The organism is Bradyrhizobium sp. USDA 4454, from assembly GCF_054822705.1.
This window is the reverse complement of record NZ_JBTRCN010000001.1, coordinates 7,651,779-7,672,813: the sequence shown is the minus strand read 5'-3', so window position 1 is coordinate 7,672,813 and position 21,035 is coordinate 7,651,779. Positions and strand designations below refer to the sequence as shown.

At 65.2% G+C, this 21,035-nt stretch carries 18 protein-coding genes and 1 pseudogene; 10 read left to right on the top strand and 9 right to left on the bottom strand.

The genetic code is table 11. The features are described from left to right. Nucleotides 1-87: 87 nt before the first annotated feature. From ACVIW0_RS35745 to ACVIW0_RS35730, 4 genes are read left to right on the top strand one after another with little or no spacing between them, the layout of a single operon-like run. Nucleotides 88-1,005 (top strand): branched-chain amino acid ABC transporter permease, encoded by a 918-nt coding sequence (locus ACVIW0_RS35745; protein WP_461356617.1) that lies wholly within the window; start codon nt 88-90, stop codon nt 1,003-1,005. Further along, nucleotides 1,002-1,949, top strand: coding sequence for a branched-chain amino acid ABC transporter permease (locus ACVIW0_RS35740; RefSeq protein WP_461356616.1), 948 nt, complete (start codon nt 1,002-1,004; stop codon nt 1,947-1,949). Before ACVIW0_RS35745 ends, ACVIW0_RS35740 begins: the two co-directional genes overlap by 4 nt. 4 nt (nt 1,950-1,953) lie before the next feature. After that, the gene (locus ACVIW0_RS35735; protein WP_461357522.1) at nt 1,954-2,721 is read left to right on the top strand and encodes an ABC transporter ATP-binding protein; all 768 of its coding nucleotides are present in this window, start codon (nt 1,954-1,956) and stop codon (nt 2,719-2,721) included. Further along, nucleotides 2,714-3,457, top strand: a complete 744-nt coding sequence (locus tag ACVIW0_RS35730) for an ABC transporter ATP-binding protein (protein ID WP_461356615.1) — start codon at nt 2,714-2,716, stop codon at nt 3,455-3,457. Before ACVIW0_RS35735 ends, ACVIW0_RS35730 begins: the two co-directional genes overlap by 8 nt. On the opposite strand, the gene ACVIW0_RS35725 is transcribed toward ACVIW0_RS35730, so the two are convergent. Continuing rightward, nucleotides 3,458-4,045 (bottom strand): TetR/AcrR family transcriptional regulator, encoded by a 588-nt coding sequence (locus ACVIW0_RS35725; protein ID WP_461356614.1) that lies wholly within the window; start codon nt 4,043-4,045, stop codon nt 3,458-3,460. Between the two features lie 56 nt (nt 4,046-4,101). Here ACVIW0_RS35725 and ACVIW0_RS35720 point away from each other — a divergent pair, with 56 nt between their 5' ends. Next, nucleotides 4,102-5,268, top strand: coding sequence for an enolase C-terminal domain-like protein (locus tag ACVIW0_RS35720; protein ID WP_461356613.1), 1,167 nt, complete (start codon nt 4,102-4,104; stop codon nt 5,266-5,268). Nucleotides 5,269-5,542: 274 nt separating this feature from the next. On the opposite strand, the gene ACVIW0_RS35715 is transcribed toward ACVIW0_RS35720, so the two are convergent. From ACVIW0_RS35715 to ACVIW0_RS35695, 5 genes and pseudogenes are all read right to left on the bottom strand, one after another. Next, the gene (locus tag ACVIW0_RS35715) at nt 5,543-6,814 is read right to left on the bottom strand and encodes an MFS transporter (protein WP_461356612.1); all 1,272 of its coding nucleotides are present in this window, start codon (nt 6,812-6,814) and stop codon (nt 5,543-5,545) included. A gap of 46 nt (nt 6,815-6,860) precedes the next feature. Further along, complete coding sequence (locus ACVIW0_RS35710; protein ID WP_461357521.1) at nt 6,861-7,304, bottom strand: cupin domain-containing protein; 444 nt, start codon at nt 7,302-7,304, stop codon at nt 6,861-6,863. Between the two features lie 75 nt (nt 7,305-7,379). Then, nucleotides 7,380-8,138: pseudogene (locus ACVIW0_RS35705) on the bottom strand (alpha/beta fold hydrolase); the annotation flags it as partial. A gap of 54 nt (nt 8,139-8,192) precedes the next feature. Then, the gene (locus ACVIW0_RS35700; protein ID WP_461356611.1) at nt 8,193-8,741 is read right to left on the bottom strand and encodes an NAD(P)H-dependent oxidoreductase; all 549 of its coding nucleotides are present in this window, start codon (nt 8,739-8,741) and stop codon (nt 8,193-8,195) included. Between the two features lie 27 nt (nt 8,742-8,768). Next, a complete protein-coding gene (locus tag ACVIW0_RS35695; RefSeq protein WP_461356610.1) occupies nt 8,769-10,001 on the bottom strand; it encodes an acyl-CoA dehydrogenase family protein in 1,233 nt (410 codons plus the stop codon). 514 nt (nt 10,002-10,515) lie between these two features. Here ACVIW0_RS35695 and ACVIW0_RS35690 point away from each other — a divergent pair. Next, complete coding sequence (locus tag ACVIW0_RS35690) at nt 10,516-11,250, top strand: helix-turn-helix transcriptional regulator (protein ID WP_461356609.1); 735 nt, start codon at nt 10,516-10,518, stop codon at nt 11,248-11,250. A 370-nt stretch (nt 11,251-11,620) separates the two neighbouring features. Here the strand turns inward: ACVIW0_RS35690 and ACVIW0_RS35685 are convergent, their stop codons facing one another. Then, nucleotides 11,621-13,057 (bottom strand): glutamine synthetase family protein, encoded by a 1,437-nt coding sequence (locus ACVIW0_RS35685; protein ID WP_461356608.1) that lies wholly within the window; start codon nt 13,055-13,057, stop codon nt 11,621-11,623. 211 nt (nt 13,058-13,268) lie between these two features. Continuing rightward, complete coding sequence (locus ACVIW0_RS35680) at nt 13,269-14,627, bottom strand: aromatic ring-hydroxylating dioxygenase subunit alpha (RefSeq protein WP_461356607.1); 1,359 nt, start codon at nt 14,625-14,627, stop codon at nt 13,269-13,271. A 118-nt stretch (nt 14,628-14,745) separates the two neighbouring features. Here ACVIW0_RS35680 and ACVIW0_RS35675 point away from each other — a divergent pair, with 118 nt between their 5' ends. Beyond that, nucleotides 14,746-15,531, top strand: coding sequence for an IclR family transcriptional regulator domain-containing protein (locus ACVIW0_RS35675; protein WP_461356606.1), 786 nt, complete (start codon nt 14,746-14,748; stop codon nt 15,529-15,531). A gap of 8 nt (nt 15,532-15,539) precedes the next feature. Here the strand turns inward: ACVIW0_RS35675 and ACVIW0_RS35670 are convergent, their stop codons facing one another. After that, the gene (locus ACVIW0_RS35670; protein ID WP_461356605.1) at nt 15,540-16,532 is read right to left on the bottom strand and encodes a helix-turn-helix transcriptional regulator; all 993 of its coding nucleotides are present in this window, start codon (nt 16,530-16,532) and stop codon (nt 15,540-15,542) included. 92 nt (nt 16,533-16,624) lie between these two features. Between ACVIW0_RS35670 and ACVIW0_RS35665 the strand changes: the two genes are divergently transcribed. The 3 genes from ACVIW0_RS35665 (at nt 16,625) to boxC (ending at nt 20,924) form a co-directional block, all read left to right on the top strand. Further along, a complete protein-coding gene (locus ACVIW0_RS35665; protein ID WP_461356604.1) occupies nt 16,625-18,148 on the top strand; it encodes a benzoate-CoA ligase family protein in 1,524 nt (507 codons plus the stop codon). A 113-nt stretch (nt 18,149-18,261) separates the two neighbouring features. After that, nucleotides 18,262-19,071 (top strand): alpha/beta fold hydrolase, encoded by an 810-nt coding sequence (locus ACVIW0_RS35660; protein ID WP_461356603.1) that lies wholly within the window; start codon nt 18,262-18,264, stop codon nt 19,069-19,071. 164 nt (nt 19,072-19,235) lie between these two features. After that, complete coding sequence (gene boxC, locus ACVIW0_RS35655; RefSeq protein WP_461356602.1) at nt 19,236-20,924, top strand: 2,3-epoxybenzoyl-CoA dihydrolase; 1,689 nt, start codon at nt 19,236-19,238, stop codon at nt 20,922-20,924. Nucleotides 20,925-21,035: the final 111 nt, after the last annotated feature.

Below are 21,035 nucleotides of genomic sequence, written 5' to 3'. Positions count from 1 at the left end.
GAGCGGGGCGAGGGAGAACCCGCAAGGTGCAATGCGGCGGCGTGCTTGCGCTGCCGCTGTTTTGTTTCAGCCCGATATGAAGGATCCATGTATCTCGTCGTCGAACAACTGCTGAACGGCCTGCAATTCGGCCTGCTGCTGTTCCTGCTGGCAGCCGGACTGACGCTGGTGTTCGGCATCATGGATTTCGTCAATCTGGCGCACGGCTCGCTCTACATGATGGGCGCCTATTTCGCCGCGACCTTCGTGGCCTGGACCGGCAGTTTTGTGCTTGGCGCGCTGATGGCGCTGGGTGCGACCTTGCTGCTCGGCATCGTGCTCGAATATGTCGCGCTCAGGCATCTCTACGGCCGCGACCATCTCGACCAGGTGCTGGCGACGTTCGGCCTGATCCTGTTCTTCAACGATGCGGTCCGGCTGATCTGGGGCCCGGCCGGCCTGCCGCTGCCGCTGCCGGCCTGGCTCACCGTGCCGGTGCAGATCATTCCCGGCGTGTATTATCCAGCCTACCGGCTGACGATCATCCTGGTCGCGCTGGCCGTCGCCGCACTGCTCTATCTCGTTGTGATGCGCACCCGCGTCGGCATGCTGATCCGCGCCGGCGCCTCCAACCGCGAGATGATCGGGGCGCTCGGCATCAACATCAAGCTGCTGTTCACGCTGGTGTTCGGCCTTGGCGCCGCGCTCGCCGGCCTCGCCGGGCTGATGCAGGCGCCGATCCTCACCGTGCAGATCGGCATGGGCGAGAACATCCTGATCCTGGCCTTCGTCATCATCGTGATCGGCGGCATCGGCTCGATTCGCGGTGCCTTCATGGCCGCGATCTTCGTCGGCATCATCGACACGATGGGCCGCGCCTTCCTGCCTGACCTCCTGCGCAAGGTGTTGAGCGGGGCGGCGGCCTCGACCGCGGCGCCGGCGCTGTCCTCGATGCTGATCTACCTCCTGATGGCGATCATCCTTGTGCTGCGGCCCGAGGGGCTGTTCCCGGCGGCCAAACGATGACGGGAAAGCTCAACGTCCCCAACGCCGTCGCGGCGCTGCTATGCGCCGCGCTGATCCTGCTGCCGGTCTATTCGGCGGCCACCGGCAACATCTTCATCCTGACGCTGTTCACCCGCATCGCGATCTATGCGCTGGCGGCTGCGAGCCTCAATCTGATCATGGGCTATGGCGGCATGATGAGCTTTGGCCATGCCGCCTATCTCGGCATCGGCGGCTATGCCGTCGGCATCCTCGCCGCCGAGGGCATCGGCTCCGGCTTCATCCAGTGGCCGGTGGCGCTCGCCGTCTCCGCGCTGTTTGCGCTCCTGATCGGTTCGCTCTCACTGCGCACCCGCGGCGTCTATTTCATCATGATCACGCTCGCCTTCGCGCAGATGGCCTATTACGTCGCCTCCGCGCTGTCGCGCTATGGGGGCGACGACGGCCTCACGGTCTACAAGCGCAGCGATTTCGCCGGGCTGATCAACCTGTCCGACCGCACCCAGTTCTACTATCTCTGCCTGGCCTGCCTCTTCGGCGGCTTCTATCTGATCTGGCGCATCGTCAATTCGCGCTTCGGCTTGGTGGTGCAGGGCGTCCGCTCCAACGAGCAGCGTATGCAGGCGATCGGCTTCCATGCCAACCGGTATCGGCTGGTCTGTTTCGTCATCGCAGGCACGATCTGTGGCCTGGCCGGCGCGCTATTGGCCAACAACACCGATTTCGTCAGCCCCGCGGTGATGTACTGGACCCGCTCCGGCGATTTGATGGTGATGGTGATCCTCGGTGGCATGGGCTCGCTGTTCGGCCCCGTGATCGGCGCGATCGTCTATCTCCTGCTCGAGGAGCTGCTCTCGCAATTCACCGAATATTCGGGACTGATCCTCGGCCCGGTGCTGCTCTTGATCGTGCTGTTCGCACGCGGCGGCATCATGGGCCTGCTCGGGAGGATGCGCCGTGTCTGATTCTTTGGCTGAGCCCCTGCTGCGTGTCGACAATCTGGTGCGTCGCTACGGCGGCATCACCGCGACCGACAACCTCTCGATGGAGGTGATCCCGGGCGAGCTGCACGCCATCATCGGCCCCAACGGCGCCGGCAAGACGACGCTGATCAGCCAGCTGACAGGCCAGGTGATGCCGAATTCCGGCGCCATCCGCTTCGCCGGCCGCGACGTCACGCATCTGCCGTCCTACAAGCGCTCCAGGCTCGGGCTGGCGCGCTCGTTCCAGATCACCTCGCTGCTGAAGGACTTTTCCGCGATCGACAATGTCGCGCTGGCGGCGCAGGCGCATGACGGCCACTCCTTCCGCTTCTGGGGCAATGCGCGCAAGGAGCGGCATCTGCGCGAGGCCGCGCGGGCGGCGCTGGAGCGCGTCGGCCTCGGCAGGCGCGCCGATATCGTGGTGTCGCAACTGAGTCATGGCGAGCAGCGCGAGCTCGAGCTCGCGGTCGCGCTTGCCACCAAGCCGCAGCTCCTGCTGCTCGACGAGCCGATGGCCGGGCTCGGCGTCACCGAGTCGGCGCGGATGGTCGCGCTGCTCAAGGAGCTGCGCAAGGAAGTCACCATCGTCCTGGTCGAGCACGACATGGAGGCGGTATTCGCGCTGGCCGATCGCATCACGGTGCTGGTCTATGGCCGCGTCATCGCCTGCGGCGTGCCGGACGCGATCCGCAGGGATGAAGAGGTCAAGCGCGCCTATCTCGGCGAGCAGCATGCGGTGACGCGCCATGGCTGAAGCAAAATCGGTTGAATCGAAAAATGCTGAAACCTTGCTTGAAGTCGATGGCATCGAGACCTGCTACGGGCTGAGCCAGGTGCTGTTCGGCCTGTCGCTCACGATCAAGTCCGGCGAGATGGTCGCGCTGATGGGCCGCAATGGTATGGGCAAGACCACGACCATCCGCTCGATCATGGGGCTCACGCCTGCCCGCGCCGGCGCCATCCGTTTCGCCGGCGAGGCCGTGCGCGGCCTGCCGTCGTACAGAATTGCAAAGCTCGGCATCGGCCTGGTGCCCGAGGGACGCCAGATCTTCCCGAACCTGACGGTGCGCGAAAACCTCGTCGCGGCATCAGGCAATCGGCTCAATGCCTCCGCTCCGTGGACGCTGGAAAAAATCCACGCGCTGTTTCCACGGCTCGCCGAACGCACCGGCAATATGGGCGTCACGCTGTCCGGCGGCGAGCAGCAGATGCTCGCAATCGGCCGCGCGCTGATGACCAACCCGAAGCTTTTGATCCTCGACGAGGCGACCGAAGGCCTCGCGCCCCTGATCCGCGACGAGATCTGGAGCTGCCTGTCGATGCTGAAAGGCCGCGGGCAATCGGTGCTGGTGATCGACAAGAACGTCGGCAACCTCGCCCGCATCGCCGACCGCCACTACATCATCGAGCGCGGCAAGACGGTGTGGAGCGGCACCAGCGAGCAGCTGATCGCCGAGCCGGAGCTGCAGCATAAGTATCTCGGGATCTAGCTAACACCCGCGTCGCCGCGACGAGCTTCGCAGCAGTCGCTTGGCGGCGTCGGCTGCCGCCGTCGCATAGGCTCGATCGCCGTGCACCAGCATCAGGGAGATCGCGCCCTCCGACAGCAGCCAAATCTCGCGGGCGCGGCGGTGAGCGTCGTAGACGCCAGCCCGCTTCAGCAGCGCACCGAGCTGAGTTTCCAGCAGTGCCTTGTGCCGGCGCGCGATTGCGCGTGCGGGATGACCGGGGAGATCCGCCAGTTCGATGACCAATCTGGTAAACCCTGAGCCGGCCCATCGCGGCCTGTCCGCCCAGACCGCGAGGTCGCGGAACAGGCCGTCAACAATCGCCGCCGGTGAGCCGGACAGCTTGTCGCCGAAGGTCGCGAACGCGGCCAGGGCCAATTCGTTCTGGGCTTCGAGCACGGAGGCGAGCAGCTGATCCTTGCTTTGAAAATGATTGTAGAGCGTGCGCTTCGTTACCCTCGTCGCCGACGCAATTTCGTCCATGCTGACGCGGCTATATCCGCGCTGGCGGAACAGGATGTATGCGGCAGCAAGGATGCGCTGCCGGGTCGGTTCTGCAGATCGCGCCATGCAGTCACCCTTTTTAAGTATACCGGGTAGTGAATTTACATTGGTCGAAAAGTCAATTGGAATGGCAGTCGGGATTTTTTGGGCCCGCTCCAGTCAGCTTCCTCGAGCTGCGAAAGCAAATTGCCATGCCCGACTCATTGACGCTGAGAGAGATCAAAGCCCGTCCGGTGGTGCTCAAGCTGAAGCGACCCGTGGTCGCGCGCATTGTCACCATATCGGAGTGGCCGCTCGTTCTCGTCGATCTCGTGACGGAGGAGGGTATTGTCGGGCGAAGTTATCTCGAGCCTTATATCGTGAAATCGCTGAGATATCTGGTGCCGGCGCTGCACGATCTCAGCGAATTGTTCAAAGGTCGGAGTGTGGCGCCTGTCGAGCTGTTCGAGGCGGCGCGCAAATCGCTTCACTTTGTCGGCTATGAAGGATTGTCCATGATCGCGGCGTCGGGCCTCGACATGGCCGCGTGGGACGCGTTGGCGAAAGCCGCAAACAAGCCGCTGTGCGTGCTGCTGGGAGCGACGGTCGGCGCCGTGAAATCCTACAACAGCAACGGCCTTTGGCTGAAGGAGCCGGCCGCCGTCGCCGCCGAAGCCCTGGAGTTGCGGGACGAGGGCGGATTCTCAGCGCTGAAATTGCGCCTCGGCAGAAGCGATCCGCGCCAGGATCTGGCGACCCTCGACGCCGTTCGAAAAGCGGTCGGGGATCGCATGCATTTGATGGTCGACTATAATCAGGGGCTCAATCTCGCCGAGGCCATCGCGCGATGCCACATGATCGACGACCATGGCCTCGACTGGATCGAAGAACCGGTCCTCTACGACAATCTCGACGGGCATGCCCAGCTGGCGGCGGAGCTGAAGACGCCGATCCAGATCGGGGAGAACTTCTATGGTCCGAGGGAGATGCACAAGGCGATCGCGAAAAAGGCTTGCGACCTGGTGATGCCGGATTTCATGCGCATCGGCGGGGTGACGGGCTGGATGCGCGCGGCGGCGATCGCCGGCGCAGCGGGCATCCCCATGTCAACGCATCTTTATCCGGAAGTTGCGGCTCACGTCATGCGCGCGACGGAGACCGCTCATTGGCTGGAATGGCAGGATTGGGCCGATCCGATTCTCGAACGGCCGTATGAAATCAAGGATGGTCTCCTGCATATTCCCGACACGCCTGGCGTCGGTCTGGAATGGAACGAGGGGGCGGTGGCTGCAAACCTTGCGGATCTCTAGAGCGATGTGGACGAATAGGGCGGCAGCGAGCAGCTGAATGCGGTTGATTCGTAGGGCGTCCCGTCGCCCTGAGGAGCGCGTAGCGCGTCTCGAAGGGTCGACGGCCACCGGCCGGGCCGTGCCTCCTTCGAGACGCGCGAAGATGCGCTCCTCGGGATGACGGGACGGGCAGACGGGTCTCGTTCAAAACGTCTCGAAATATTCGCGGTGCTGCCGGTCCGACACCTCGGCCTCGAGACGCTCGATCTCCGCATAGCGCGCAATCTGTGGGTCGTTATTCCGCGGGGCTTTGGATCGCCTCGGTCCGGCCGATTTTTTCCCGGGCGAGGATCACCAGCAGCGCGACGATGACGGCCTCGATGATCGCAAAGGCGGCGAAGGCACCGGTGAATGAGCCGCTTGAGGCGTTGATGATGGCGCCCATCAACCACGGCGCCACGAACGCCGAGAAGATTCCGAAGACTTCGGCGTAGCCGATCGCGGCGGGGGCGAGGGCGTCGGAATATTTCTCGCTCAGCAACGCGAAAATCGCGCCGCCGCCCAGCAGGGCGATGCCGCTGAGTGCCGCCAGCAGCAGCAAGGCGGCAAAAGGCATCGGCGTGACGACGCTCCACAGGAACATCAGCGCGGTCAGCAACGCCAGCGCGGCGGTGAGCTTGATCATGAAGGGTTTGCCGAGCCGATCGGACATGTAGCCGCCGATCACGAGGAAGACCACCTGGGACAGGCCCATGACGGTGCCGATCACGGCTCCGGCTTCCGCAGGCATATGCTGGACTGCGATGAAGGCCGGGACCACCCAGGTGGCGGTGCCGGCGATCGCGAAGGTGCAGGCGACGATGCCGAAGCCGCCGACGGCGATCCATTTCGAGCGGAAGATCTCGCCGAGCGGCAGCGACTCGCGCGCCGGTTCGTTGCCCCAGCTGAAATTGGCAATGCCGAGCTCGCGTGGACCGTTGCGCACCACGAAGGCGTCGATTGCCGCGACGATCAGCGTGCCGATTGCCAGCACCGCGAAGAAAATGCGCCAGCTCGTGGCCAGCGTCAGCGGAATGCCGAGTGCGAAATCCATGGTGATGGCGAGGCTATAGGCCGCCAGGATCATGCCGACGACGGAGCCGCGCCGGCTCTGCGGGAACCAGCCGAAGATCAGCTTCATGTTGCCGATGAAGATGCCGGCATCGAAGAAGCCGATCACGAGCCGCAGCACGACGAGCTCGATGTAGCTCTGCACGAACACCTGCAACACCATGCCGAGCCCGGTGCCCGCGAGCCCGATCAGCAACATGTTGCGCGCCGACATCGATCGGCTGACCGGAGACCAGACCACCATGCCGATGCCGTAGGTGAGGGCGAAGATGCCCTGGGCGAGGCCGGCCTCGGCAGGGTTGAGCTTGAGCGTTTCCGATACGAAGGGAAGCACGGCGGCGAACGCGTACCAATCCGCGGCAAGAAAGATCTCGCACAGGATCGCGAGCAGCAGCATGCCTTTTTGCCAGCCGGCAATCCTCTGGCGATCGGTCTCGGAAATGGTGGTCCAGCTCATGATGGGTCCTCTCGGTGATCGCGATCAGGTGGAGTTGAATGCGCCGTCAGGCCGGTGGCGGCAGGAAATCGACCTCGTGCTCGGCGGCGATGCGCACTACTTCCTGCGGGTCCGGAACATTGTGGATGCGCTCGAACAACGTCTTCAGCGAGCGCGTCGGCGCCACCCAGAACAGGCTGGTCGCGGTCTCGCCCGATCGATTGAAGATTCCGTGCGGCACTCCCTTGGGCATGCGGACGAGGTCGCCGGCCCTAGCGACAAAATCTTTGCCGTCGAGCCACAGCTCGTAGCGGCCGCTCAGGACGTAGATGAATTCGTCCTGGGTCGAATGCACGTGTGGGGGGACGAAGGTGCCGTCGGGAAACACCGCGTGCCAGGCCATCGACGCTTCGGATTGCTGCTTTAAGGTGTAGGTCTGACCCAGGATGTTCCAGACGATATCGCCGAAGCCTTCGTTGCTTGCCGTGACGCCGGGAGGCATGTCGATCATGGTGCTGTCCTTTGTGGCGTTCGGCCGGTTCAAACCGGCGAGAAAATCGCTGACGTGACCGGCGGCCGCCGGTGTTTCCTCGAAGACGAGGTGTCCGGTCGCCGGCACCACAACGAGACGCCCGTCGGCAAGCCCGGCGATCCACGCGTGGGCCTGAGCGGTCGGACGCAGGCGGTCCTCGGCGCCCCACAGAACGAGGGTCGGCGCAGCGATCCGGTGCAGCCAATGCGCGAGCTTCGGGTTGCCCTGCGGGTCGTTGCGGATCAGCTTGGCGAAGCTCGTGACCTCGCGTCCGAGCCGCGCGTCGAATGCGGGATCGGGGTTTCGCGGAAAATAGCGCAGGGCCGCCGCCGGATCGTGCGCGAGGTAGGACGGCAACTCGTGCGGCGCGATCTCGAACAGCCCCGGTGCCGGCGCGTCAGCGACGACGAGGCCGGCGGGTGCGACCAGCACGAGCCGGCGCACGCGTTGCGGTTGGCGGATCGCAAATTCGGCGGCAAGCCATCCGCCGAGGGAAAACCCGGCGAGGTCGAACGTGTCGAGACCCATCCGGTCGAACAGGTCCATATAGTGCAGGACATGATCCTCAGTGGTGTCGATCACATCCGCATCGCCGGAATCGCCGAAGCCGATATGATAGGGGATGACCACGGTGTGCCGGGCGGCCCACGCGCGCGCCATCTCGAAGCCGGTGAAGGTGCCGGTACCGTGCAGAAACACCAGCGCTGGCCCGCTTCCGATGCTGTGGACCACGGTTCGCGCGCCGTTGATATCGTATTCCGAACGGGTGAAGCCGGTCAGGTCAGGCAAAGCCTTGACGGCAGCATCAGGCATGGTCGAGGTCTCCGGTTGAAGGCGCCAAGGCGATGCAGCGGGCGTTGAGGTTGCTCATGCGGCGTCGGCGCGACGGCCCCTCAACAGGGCGGCGAACTGTTCGGCCGCGTTGGCGATGCGCGCCGTGATGATCGGGGGCAGCGGTGCGCCGGACACGAACTCGCCGCGGCTGGCGTAAATTGCCGTCGACACGGTGCAGGCCTCGAAGAAGCCGAACAGCGGCCGCAGCTGATGCTCGACCACCAGGGAGTGGCGCAGCCCGCCGCCGACGGCCGTCAGCACCACGGGACGATTGCGCAGCGTGCTGGGCTCGATCAGGTCGAATACGTGCTTGAACAAGCCCGGATAGGAGCCCTGGAACACGGGGCAGCCGATCACGAGGCCGTCGGCTTGCTCGATGGCCTCGATCACGATGCGGGCGTGGTCGTCGAGCGCGGCCCGGGTAAATCCGGCGATGCCGGCACCGGCATCGACCAGATCAAGAACCTCGAATGTGAGCGGATGTCGTGCATGAAGCTCGGCGCCGACGGCCTCGACCAGGGCGCGCGCCTTGGACGGTCGCCAGGTGTTGCCGCAGAAACCGACGATGCGTGGCTTCGTCACGTGACCATCCTCATCCGATGGCAAACCTCAGCCTGCGACGCCGAACACGGTCCATTGCGAACCGGGAGCGGGCAGGCCGAGCAGGGCGCGGCCGCATTCCTCGACGATCTGGTCGGCCATCAGGATGTGCTGCGTCCCGGAATGGATGTCGCGATAGAAGCGCTGCATCGGGGTGTTGTGCAGCGAGGCGCCACGCGCGGCGCGGTGTGCGAACGTGGCGGTGTCGGAGATCACGTCGTGAATGTGCCGCAGCGACAGCTTGATCATCGTCATCTGGTCGAGCGTCGGAGCTTCGCCGCGCGCGCAGGCTTCCGACACCTCGCGCCAGGTCTCGTGCACCAAGGCCCGCGCAGCGCGGAAGCGCGCCTCGACCTGGGCGAACTGGAACTTGAAGCTCGCGCTCTCGCTCGACTTGCCGAAAGCATCCTGGCGCTGCACGATGACCTTGACGAGTTCATCGAGCATGCGGCGTCCGACGCCGACCGCCCAGCCGGAATGGGCCCAGGCACTGTAGCCGGCAAGGCCGAGCGCGCCCTGCACGCCGCCGCGGCGGGGCGCGCCGATGTCGAAGTCGTAGGTCATGTGGGTCGGCACGAACAACTCGGTGCCCTCGCTGATCGTGTAATCGAAGCTGCCGGTGGCGCGCAGGCCGAGCACATCCCAATTGCCCATCAGCTTGATGGTCGCGCGCGGGTGATGGGTGACCACGATCTTGGGCTGGCCGTTGGGGGCCATCACCATGTCCTTGCCGGTCGGATCGGTGACGAAGCAGCCGGAATGCACCCATTCGGCGTGCTGGATGCCGCTGCCATAGGCCCAATTGCCGCGGATCATGTAGCCGCCATCGACCGGCCGGGCGAAGCCGCGCGGCACGCCGTTTCCGGCGATGGTGATGTCGGGGCCGTTGGCAAAGACCTTCTTGATCCCTTCGTCCTCGACATAGATTGCGAGCGTGGTGCCTTCCATGTTGTTGCCGATCACGCACCAGCCGGCCGAGGCATGGGCGTAGGACAGGCGCTCGATCACCGTCATCGCGTCGAACGGCAGCAATTCCGCGCCGCCGACCTGCTTCGGAAACAGCATGGTGTAGATGCCGGCCTTGCGCAGCGCGGCGACCACGTCGTCGGTGAGATAGCCCTGGGCCTCGGCGTCGGCTGCTTTGGCCTCCACCAGCGGCAGCAGCGCGTCGAGACGGGCGTGAAACTCGGCAGCGGTCGTGGTGCCGGATGGCTTGGCGGCGCGCTGGGCAGATACGTTCATGGTCAAGATCTCCACGTCAGGACGTTCCCGCCGCATTCACCGATCGGTGGCGCGGAGCGGGTGTTGCATGCAGGAACCCGCCGATCGCGGGCACGGCTCGTCGTTCGCCGGCCGCGAATTGGGTCGGCGAGAGCGCGCAGCTGCGATCGATGTCGGCGTGTCCGCCAGATTGCGCGATCACGAGGGGCGGTCGGCGCCGGTCCTCGCGCGTCGCGCGATTGCGATGTTTGGAATGGTAGGAGACGGCGCGCGAATGCGGCAATCCCCCAACATGGGGGGTATCCGCGCCTGTGGCAGGCAGTCTTGGCACGCGATCGGTCCGATCCGAAGCATCGCTGCCGCTTCTTTTCGCTTGACCAATCGTGAGGCAGCGCAGAAATTTTAATCCTATAAGATCCGTCAACGGCGCAGCTGTCCGGGGGGCAGGTGCAGCGCGAGCGCGCAAGGAGTGGTGGTGGCTGCGGGACGAATGCAGTTGGATCATCTGCCTGAGCGCCGGCTCGCCGATGGGCTCATGTCCATCGCGGAGAGCCGGTCGGTGCATGGACTCGGCGTGGCCTGCTGCTCGGCGATCAGCAGCCTGACCGGCTCTCCGACCGTCGGTCTCTATCTGCTCGACGGCGCCGAGCCGGAACTGGTCTACAGCCGCCATGTCGCGGAAGGCCTGCTCGACAATTACCGGGCTGGTTTCTGGAAGCGCGATCCGGTGCTCGACTGCATCCTGACCGGAGGCCGGGTCGTCGACGGCGCGTCGCTGCATGGCTCAGCGCATTGGCATCGCAGCGCGTCGTTCGAGATGCTGCGGGAGTGGGGCTTCAGCTACAACATGGGCGGCCCATTGCGCTGCGGCCACAAGATCATTGGCGTGCTGTTCACCGCGACGACGGATGCCGGAGCTCCGTACACGCCGCTGTTGCAGCAGCGCATGGACATGTTGTGCCGGGCGGGCTCGCTGGCCGTGACGAACATGATGAAATCAGGCGAGCTCGAGCAGAAGCACGAGGCCATCGCGCTGCCGGAGCGTGCGGCGTTGCCGCAGCCATCCATGCTCGCGCTGCGGCTTCCGCCGCGCTCCGCCGATGTCGCGATCCGGATTTGCCGCGGCCAGACCAACAAGGAAATTGCGCGCGAGATGGGTATCTCGGATCAGACCGTCAAGGAACACGTCGCCAATCTCTGCCGGCGGTTTGGCGCGCACAATCGCACCGAATTGGCGGCGTGCCTGTTGCGCGACAGCTCACGCCATTGAGGTCAGGCCGTCCTCGCCGGAGGGCGGGCTTGCGGTCGGTGCCGGAGAAGATCTGACTTGCCATGTAGAGATAGGGGGATTTGAGCAGCAAGCGTTGCTCTATCACCGTCATCCTGAGAGGATCCCCAACCCGCTTGCTGTTGTGCGACGCTGGGGCCACTATCACACTCTCAATCGAACTCGGTGGTTATGGGCTTTCGCCAGGACGACGGCGCGGGGGGCCGCTCGCTACAATTTCTCAGACCGTCATCCTGAGGAGCCTGCGCAGCGGGCGTCTCGAAGGATCGACGGCCGGGCTGGTGGCCGTGCATCCTTCGAGACGCGGCGAAGACGCCGCTCCTCAGGAGGACGGGACCGGCAGAGACGGCTGCTAAAACATCTCGAAATATTCGCGGTGCTCCCAGTCCGACACTTCGGCCTGGAAGCGTTCGATCTCCGCGTTCTTGATGAAGACGTAGTAGTCGACGAACTCAGGCCCCAATGCCTGGCGGAAAAACGGATCGTCGTTGAGCGCGAAGACGGCCTCGCGCAGCGACTTCGGCAGCAGCGCAGCTTTCGTCTCGTAGGGCGTGTCGGCGGACGGGCCGGGATCGAGCTGGCGGTCGACGCCGTCGAGGCCGGAAAGGATTTGCGAAGCCATATAGAGATAGGGATTGGCGGCGGGCTCGCCGATCCGGTTCTCCAGCCGCGTTGCCGGATCGCCGGCCGCCCCGAGCACGCGGATCATGACGCCGCGGTTGTCGCGGCCCCAGATCGCGCGATCCGGCGCCAGCGAATAGGAGCGGTAGCGCTTGTAGCCGTTGATGGTCGGCGTGGTGAACACGGTCGAGGCCCGCGCGTGCTCGATCAGGCCCGCGAGCCAGGCGCGGCCGAGCGGGCTGAGCGGCTCGCCGCTCTCCTTGGCCATGAAGGCATTCTCACCGCCCGTGCGCGACACCACCGACTGGTGCAGATGCCAGCCGCTCGCAAATACATTGGGCAGTTTCGGCCGGCACATGAAGGTGGCGTGATAGCCATGGCGGCGCGCGATCTGCTTCACCGCGGAGCGAAACAGCACCATGGTGTCGGCGGGCGCGAGTCCCACGGTCGGCGCGAAGGTGAATTCGCACTGGCTCGGGCCGAACTCGACCTCGACCGAGCGCAGCGGCAGGCCGAGCGCGATGATGTCGCGGCGGATGATCTCGAGCGCCGGCTCCATCTGATCGTAGCGCTGCTCGGTGAGGTACTGATAGCCGTGCGACAGCAGGCTGACCGACGGCGGCCGGCCGGGCTGACCGGCATCCTCCGGCGCCATATGCGCGTCGTCGAGCTTGAACAGATGGAATTCGACCTCGAGACCGGCGACGAAATCGTAGCCGCGGCCGGCGAGCTGATCGAGCACCTTGCGATAGAGGTTGCGGGTCGCGAACGGCACCGGGCGGCCGTCGCTGAAATAGAGATCGCAGAGCAGCCACCCGGTATTTTGCGCCCGGGGCAGCAGGCGGAACGTGGTGGGGTCGGCGACCATCAGCACGTCGGCCGCGCCTTCCATCTCCTTCATGCCGAAGCCGCCGCCTGACGTGAACACCGGAAACACCGTCTTGTGCGAGGTGTCCTTGGCGAGCATCGTCGTGGTGATCGAGCAGCCGCCTTCCAGCGCGCGCACCGCCTCGGTGGCGATCAGCGTCTTGCCGCGCAGGATGCCGTGCTGGTCGGGAAACGACAGGCGGATGACCTCGAGGTTCTTGTCCTCGACGATGCGGCGAAGGCGCTGCGCCGCCTCCTTCTGCTCATCCGACCACAGGCCGTGGCGCTCGACGAAGCTCACCGCGTCACTCCTTCGCTTCTCCCTCGCCCCGCTCTTCGCGGGGCCGGGACGAGCAGAGCTCGCCCTGAGAGGGTCGGGGTGAGGGGCTCTCTCCGCCGCCTCGATTTGTCGATAGACCTGTACCCCCTCACCCGGATCGCTGACGCGATCCGACCTCTCCCCGCAAGCGGGGCGAGGTGAAGGATACTGTGCGGCGCGGCCGAAGCCATTATCACTCCGCCGCCGTCAGATGCTGCACCTTGCCGGCGATCTCGCGCGGCACGGGGGCGGCCCACGGCGCGCCGCGGCGGCGCTTGACGTCGACTTCCATCCAGTAGAGCTCCCAGCCTTGCGTCGGCCCGATGCCGTCCATTGTCGCCGGGCCCTGGATGCTGCGCGCGGAGGCCTCATCGAGGAACAGCATTGGCTTCTCGCCTCCGGAGACCTTCTCGATCTCGTGCCGCAGCAGACGGCGATACTGCACGATCGCCTTGTCGCTCTGGCCGAGATGCTCATTGGTGCGGTCCTGGATCGCCCCCATCGATTCCACAGCCCACTGGTCGTGGACATTGATGTCGGTGCCCATGCCGGTATAGGTCTCGGTGGCCTGCTCGTGCGGATCGAAGCCGTAATCGTTGCTCTTGTTCTTGCGCGACTTGTAGTCGGGCAGGGTATAGAGCTCGAGCCGCTGGTCGCGCATCTTCTGTTTGTCGACCGGCGCCGTGTAGCTGGTGAAGATCGCGTACCAGTAGCAATTCTCGTCATCGACCGGCACGTGCCACTGCGTGATGGTCATCTCGGTCGACATCGGAATCACGAAGCCGTGCGGGAACAACTGATTCGTCACCCGCACATGGGTGCGCTCGGCGTCGAGCGCGCGCAGCGCGATCAGGCGCAGGCCATATTCGGTGTGCTCGACATTGATGATCGGCCGGTCGTGTTCGCGCAGGATCTTGGTCATCGGCATGTCGCTGCCGGCCGAGGCGCCGCGGAATTGCTTGCCGTAGGCCGCCGAGGTGTCCTCGTCCTCGAAGAAGCGATGCAGGAAGGACGCGTGCGCCGGATCGATGCCGACCTCGAGCGCCTGCAGCCAGTTGCAGTTCATGTGGCCCTTGAACGCAAACGTATGGCTGCCGGGCGCGACGAAGCAATCGAGCTCGGGGAATGCCGGCGGCGTGCCTTCGCCGAGCCAGGCCCACAGGATGCCGCTCTTCTCGATCACGGGATAGGAGCGCTGCTTGATGCCCTTGCAGAGCTGCGAGCCGACAGGTTCGGCCGGCGTCTCGATGCACTGGCCTGACGTGTCGAACAGCCAGCCGTGGAAGGCGCAGCGCAGCCCGCCATTCTCCAGCCGGCCGAAGGCGAGGTCGGCGCCGCGATGCGCGCAGTGGCGGTCGATCAGGCCGTAGCTGCCGTCATCGCCGCGAAACAGCACCAGATTTTCGCCGAGCAGCCGCACCGGCCGGACCGGGCGCGGCCCGTCGAGCTCGTCGACCAGCGCCGCCGGCTGCCAGTACATCCGCATCAGCTTTCCGCAGGGGTCCTTGCGCCCGGTGCGGGTGATCAGATCGTTCGCTTCCTGGCTCATCATGGCGGCGTCTCCTGAATTTGGATTTGTTCGCCTATTGAACGAATGTGCGAATTATGCCATGTCTGAACGGGACAGCAAGCGCAATTTTTGAACCGTTCAAAGCCCCAACCTGATCCCAATGCCCAAGCTGAAGCGGACCGACCAGGACGAGCGCGCCACCGACTTCGTCGAGGCGCTCGATCGCGGCCTGCGCCTGTTGCAGGTGTTCGGCACCGTGACGGGTCCGGCGACCTTGAGCGACCTCGCGCGCGCCGCCGACCTGCCGCGCGCCACCGCGCGCCGCATCCTATTCACGCTGGCGCATGGCGGCTTTGTCGCCACCGACGGCAAGCTGTTCACGCTGACGCCGCATGTGCTGACGCTCGCCGGCTCGTTCCTGCAATCCAACCAGGTGGTGACGGTGTTGCAGCCGGTGCTCGATCGCATCGCCACATCAGCGCAGGAGATCGCCTCGCTCGCGCTGCTCGACGGCGACGACGTCGTGTTCGTGGCGCGCTCGAGCCCGACGCGGGTGTTCTCTGCCGGTCTCGACATCGGCTACCGGCTGCCGGCGTTCTGCACCTCGGTCGGCCGCGCCATGCTCGGCCGGCTCGACGATGCCGAGCTCGCGGCGCGGCTGAAGGCGATGCGCCGCGAAGCCGTGACGCCGCAGACCACGACCGATCCGAAGAAGCTGCTCGCCACTATCATCGCCGATCGCGCGCAGGGCTATTCACTGGTCGATCGCGAAGCCGAGCCGCATTTCCGCTCGATCTCGGTGCCGGTGCGCCGCTACGACGGCACCATCGTCGCCGCCATCAACATGGGCGCGCATGTCGATCGGGTGCCGATGCAGGAATTGATCGATCGCTTCCTGCCGCTGCTGCGCGAGGGCGCGGAGGATGTGAAGAGCCGGTTGCTGTAGCGCCGCCTTTAAAGCGCCACGCTGCGCAGGCCGAACGAGCGCGCCTCGTTCTGCAGCACCGGCCGCACCGAATCGATCAGCCTTGCCGCGGCCGCGTCGACCGAGAGTCCAGCCGTGTCGACCACGGCCGATGCGCGGGCATAGAGCGGCTCGCGGCTGACCAGGATGTTGCGCAACTCGGCCATTGCCGAGCGATCGTCGGCCATCGGGCGCAGGTCGCCCTGGCGGCGGACGCGGGCCATGTGCTCTTCCGGCTCGGCCTTCAGCCAGATCGTGTAGAACGACGACAGGATCAAATCGAAGGTCAGCGCCTCGGAGACGATGCCGCCGCCGGTCGCCAGCACCATCAATTCCTTGCGCGCCAAGAGCTGCGTCAGCGCGGCCTGCTCCATGCGGCGAAAGCCTTCCTGGCCGTACAGCGCAATGATCTCGGCAACCGACAGGCCGTTCTGCGCCTCGATCTCCTTGTTGAGTTCGACAAAACTCCAGCCGATCTTCTTCGCCAGCATCCGTCCGAGCGTGGTCTTGCCGGCGCCGCGCAGGCCGATCAGCGCAATGCCGGAGAACGCGGCGCGGCGTGGCGCCAGCGCGCTGCCGCCGGCAAGCATGTCCTTGGCCTGGGCGATCTGGCTCGGCGATGCCTTGCGCAGGAGATCGCGGATCACGGCCCAGTCTGGCACCGGCTCGCTGGAGGGGATCAGGTCCTCGAGATGCGCGCCCATCGCGCCTGCGACACGACGCAGCAGCACGATCGAGACATTGCCTTTGCCGCTTTCGAGCTGGGCGATGTAGCGTTCGGAAATGCCGGAGACCTTGGCGAGCACCTTGCGCGACATGCCGCGCAGCGCGCGCGTGGTGCGCACGCGCTGGCCGAGCTGTTCGAGGAAGTCGGTTTCCGGATCGTTGGCTGCGGTCATGATCCCTGTGCGACGCGCGGTCCTGGCTGAATCAGACCGAGGTTCTAGGAAACATAGTGCCGATAAGGATTGACAGCAAGCCAAGCTGGTGGCTTTGTATGAATTATAATTCTTAAAATTCACAGGAGAGGGAAGCGTGGCGCGTCTGGGTCCAAGGAGGCTCCAAGGAGCGGGGCATGACTTATAACGCAGTCTCCTGGCTGCTCGACCGCAACGTCGACGAGGGCCGCGGCGACAAGGTCGTGTTCGACGACACGGTGTCGCAAGTCACCTATGGCCAGTTGCAGCGGCAGACCCGGCGGGTCGGCAACATGCTGCGCCGGCTCGGCGTCCGCCGCGAGGAGCGGGTCGCCATGATCATGCTCGACACGGTCGATTTCCCGATCGTGTTCCTCGGCGCGATCCGCGCCGGCGTGGTGCCGGTGCCGCTCAACACGCTGCTGACCGCGGAGCAATACGCCTACATCCTCGGCGACTGCCGCGCGCGGGTGCTGTTCGTGTCGGAGGCGCTGCTGCCGGTCGTGAAGGACATCATCCCGCGCATGCCCGATCTCGAGCATGTCGTGGTCTCCGGCAAGGATGCGCACGGCCACAAGAAGCTGTCCGACGAAATCGCGCGCGAGAGCGATGTGTTCGCGACCGTGCCGACCCATGCCGACGAGCCGGCATTCTGGCTCTATTCGTCGGGCTCGACCGGCATGCCGAAGGGCGTCCGCCATCTGCATTGCAATCTCGCTGCGACCGCGGAGACCTATGCGAAGCAGGTGCTCGGCATCCGCGAGGACGATGTCGGTCTGTCGGCGGCAAAGCTGTTCTTCGCCTATGGGCTCGGCAACGCGCTGACCTTCCCGATGTCGGTCGGCGCAACGACGATCCTGAATTCGGAGCGTCCGACGCCGGCGGTGATGTTCGCGCTGCTGAACAAATACAATCCCAGCATCTTCTTCGGCGTGCCGACCCTGTTCGCGGCGATGCTGAACGACGAGGCGACCAAGGCGCAGTCCGGCGGCAATCGCCTGCGGGTCTGCACCTCGGCCGGCGAGGCGCTGCCGGAATCGGTCGGCAATGCCTGGAAGACAAGGTTCGGCGTCGACATCCTCGACGGCGTCGGCTCGACCGAGCTGCTGCACATCTTCCTGTCGAACGCGCCCGGCGACATCAAATACGGCTCGTCCGGCCGTCCGGTGCCCGGCTACAAGGTGCGGCTGGTCAACGAGGCCGGCGCCGACGTCGCTGACGGCGAAGTCGGCGAATTGCTGGTCGATGCACCTTCGGCTGGCGAGAGCTACTGGAACCAGCGTGCCAAGAGCCGCGCCACCTTCGAGGGCGCCTGGACCCGCACCGGCGACAAATACATCCGCGACGCCGACGGCCGTTACACCTTCTGCGGCCGCGCCGACGACATGTTCAAGGTCTCCGGCATCTGGGTCTCGCCGTTCGAGGTCGAAAGCGCGCTGATCACCCATCCCGCGGTGCTGGAAGCCGCGGTCGTGCCGGAGGCCGATCCGGAAGGGCTCTTGAAGCCGAAGGCCTATGTGGTGCTGCGGCCCGAGAGCTCAGCCGAAGGTCTGCGCGAGGCGCTCAAGGAGCACGTCAAGCAGAAGATCGGCCCGTGGAAATATCCGCGCTGGATCGACGTGGTCGACAACCTGCCGAAGACGGCGACCGGGAAGATCCAGCGGTTCAAGTTGCGGCACTAAAGCCAGACGTAACACCGTCATTCCGGGGCTCGCGAAGCGAGAACCCGGAATCTCGAGATTCCGGGTTCGATGCTGACGCATCGCCCCGGAATGACTGAGGAAAGAAACTCGGCATGACAAATCTTGCACCCACAGGCTTCCTCAGCATCGACGGCGCCGAGCTCGAATACCGCATGATCGGCCCGTCGCCCGAGTCAGCACCCACCATCGTGATGCTGCATGAAGGCCTCGGCTGCGTCGGGCTATGGGGCGATTTCGCGGAAAAATTGCAGGCGGCGACCGGCGCCGGCGTGTTGGCCTATTCGCGCGCGGGTTATGGGGCCTCGTCGCCGGCGAAACTGCCGCGCCCGGTTGACTACATGCATCGCGAGGCACTCGACGTGCTGCCGAAGCTGCTCGACCGGATCGGCTTCCGCCGCGGCCTTCTGCTCGGTCACTCCGACGGTGCGTCGATCGCGGCGATCTATGCCGGCGCGCATCAGGATCATCGCCTGCACGGCCTGGCGCTGCTCGCGCCGCACTTCATCGTCGAGGACATCTCGGTCAAGTCGATCGCCGAGATCAAGACGGCGTACGAGACCACCAATCTGCGAGAGAAGCTCGCGCGCTGGCACAAGGATGTCGACAAGGCCTTCCGTGGCTGGAACGACGCCTGGCTCGATCCGAAATTCCGCGATTGGGATATCTCCGACTATCTCGCCTATATCCGCGTGCCCGTGCTGATCGTGCAGGGGGCGGACGATCAGTACGGCACGATGCGCCAGGTCGAGATCGCCCGGGAGGAGTGCTACTGCCCCGTCGATGTCGCGGCCATCGCCGGCGCCGGCCACTCGCCGCATCGCGAGGCGCAAGCGGTGTCGCTGGCCGCGGTCACCGAATTCGCCAAAGCGGCGCTGCGGGACGACCCGGCGCTGGCCGCCTGACCTTTGATGCCGGCGCCAGGTCATTGGCCCAGCGAGTGATTTTCCGGAATATGAAACAAAATGCATGTTTTTACGTTTTGAGCTGGACTCGATCAAAAACATGCATTATTTTGCATGAAGGCTTCGGCAACGAACAACAGCAAGACAACAGATAAGGGTGGCCCATGGCTGGTGACGATCGCGTCCTTGCAGGCGGGGCGAAGTACATCGATTTCCAGACCGAGCCGTCGCGTTACCGGCACTGGAAGCTCGACGTCGCCGGCGAGGTCGCGACGCTGACCATGGACGTCGACGAGAACGCCGGCCTGTTCGAGGGCTATCAGCTCAAGCTCAATTCCTACGACCTCGGCGTCGACATCGAGCTGGCGGACGCCGTGCAGCGGCTGCGCTTCGAGCATCCCGAGGTGAAGGTCGTGGTGATGCGCTCGGGCAAGAACCGGGTGTTCTGCGCCGGCGCCAACATCCGCATGCTGGCGGGCTCGACCCACGCCCACAAGGTCAACTTCTGCAAGTTCACCAACGAAACCCGCAACGGTCTGGAAGATTCCAGCGAGAATTCCGGCCAGAGCTTCATCACCGTCGTCAACGGCACCGCGGCCGGCGGCGGCTATGAGCTGGCGCTCGCGACCGACCACATCATGATGGCCGACGATGGCGCGGCCGCCGTCGCGCTGCCGGAAGTGCCGCTGCTCGCGGTGCTGCCGGGCACCGGCGGGCTGACGCGCGTCGTCGACAAGCGCAAGGTGCGCCGCGACCACGCCGATTTCTTCTGCACCATCGAGGAAGGCATCAAGGGCAAGCGCGCGGTGCAGTGGCGGCTGGTCGACGAGATCGCGCCGAACTCCAAGCTCGAGGGCAAGCTTGCCGAGCGCGTCAGGGAATTCGCCGCGAGGTCGAAGCGCAATGGTTCGGGTAAAGGCGTCACGCTGGCGCCGCTGACGCGGACCATCGACGACAGCGCGATCCGCTACGGCTTCGTCAGCGTCGACATCGATCGCGCCGCGCGGATCGCCACCATCTCGATCAAGGCGCCGGAAACGGTGGCGCCCGCCGACATCGACGGCATGATCCGGCAGGGCGCCGCATTCTGGCCGCTGCAGGTCGCCCGCGAGCTCGACGATGCGATCCTGCATCTGCGCATCAACGAGCTTCAGATCGCGATGCTAGTGTTCAAGAGCCATGGCGACCGCGCCAATGTGGTGTCCTACGACGCGTTCCTGGAGGCCAACAAGGCGCACTGGCTGGTCAACGAGGTCAGGCATTACTGGAAGCGCGTGCTCAAGCGCATCGACGTCACCTCGCGCACGCTGGTGACCCTGGTCGAGCCCGGCTCCTGCTTCGTCGGCACGCTCGCCGAGCTCGTGTTCGCCGCCGACCGCTCCTACATGCTGATCGGCCAGAAGCAGGGCGACAACCGCCCGCCGCCGGCGATCGAGCTGACCGCGATGAATTTCGGGCCCTATCCGATGAGCCATGGCCTGACCCGGCTGCAATCGCGCTTCCAGGCCGACCCATCGGATCTGGAGCGCGCGCAAGGCTCGATCGGCAAGGCGCTCGACGCCGAGGAGGCCGAGGAGCTCGGCCTCGTCACCTTCGCGCTCGACGACATCGACTGGGACGACGAGGTCCGCGTGTTCTTCGAGGAACGCACCTCGTTCTCGCCCGACGGTCTCACCGGCATGGAAGCCAATCTGCGCTTCGTCGGGCCCGAGACCATGGAATCGAAGATCTTCTCCCGCCTCACCGCGTGGCAGAACTGGATCTTCCAGCGGCCCAACGCGGTCGGCGAGGACGGCGCGTTGCGCCGTTACGGCACCGGCCAGAAGGCGCAATTCGACATGACGCGCGTGTGAAGGCGCACACCGCCGTCATCCTGAGGTGCGAGCGTTTGCGAGCTTCGAAGGATGATTGGAGGCAACAGTGCCAAACAGCATCCTTCGAGGCTCGCGCAAAGATGCGCGAGC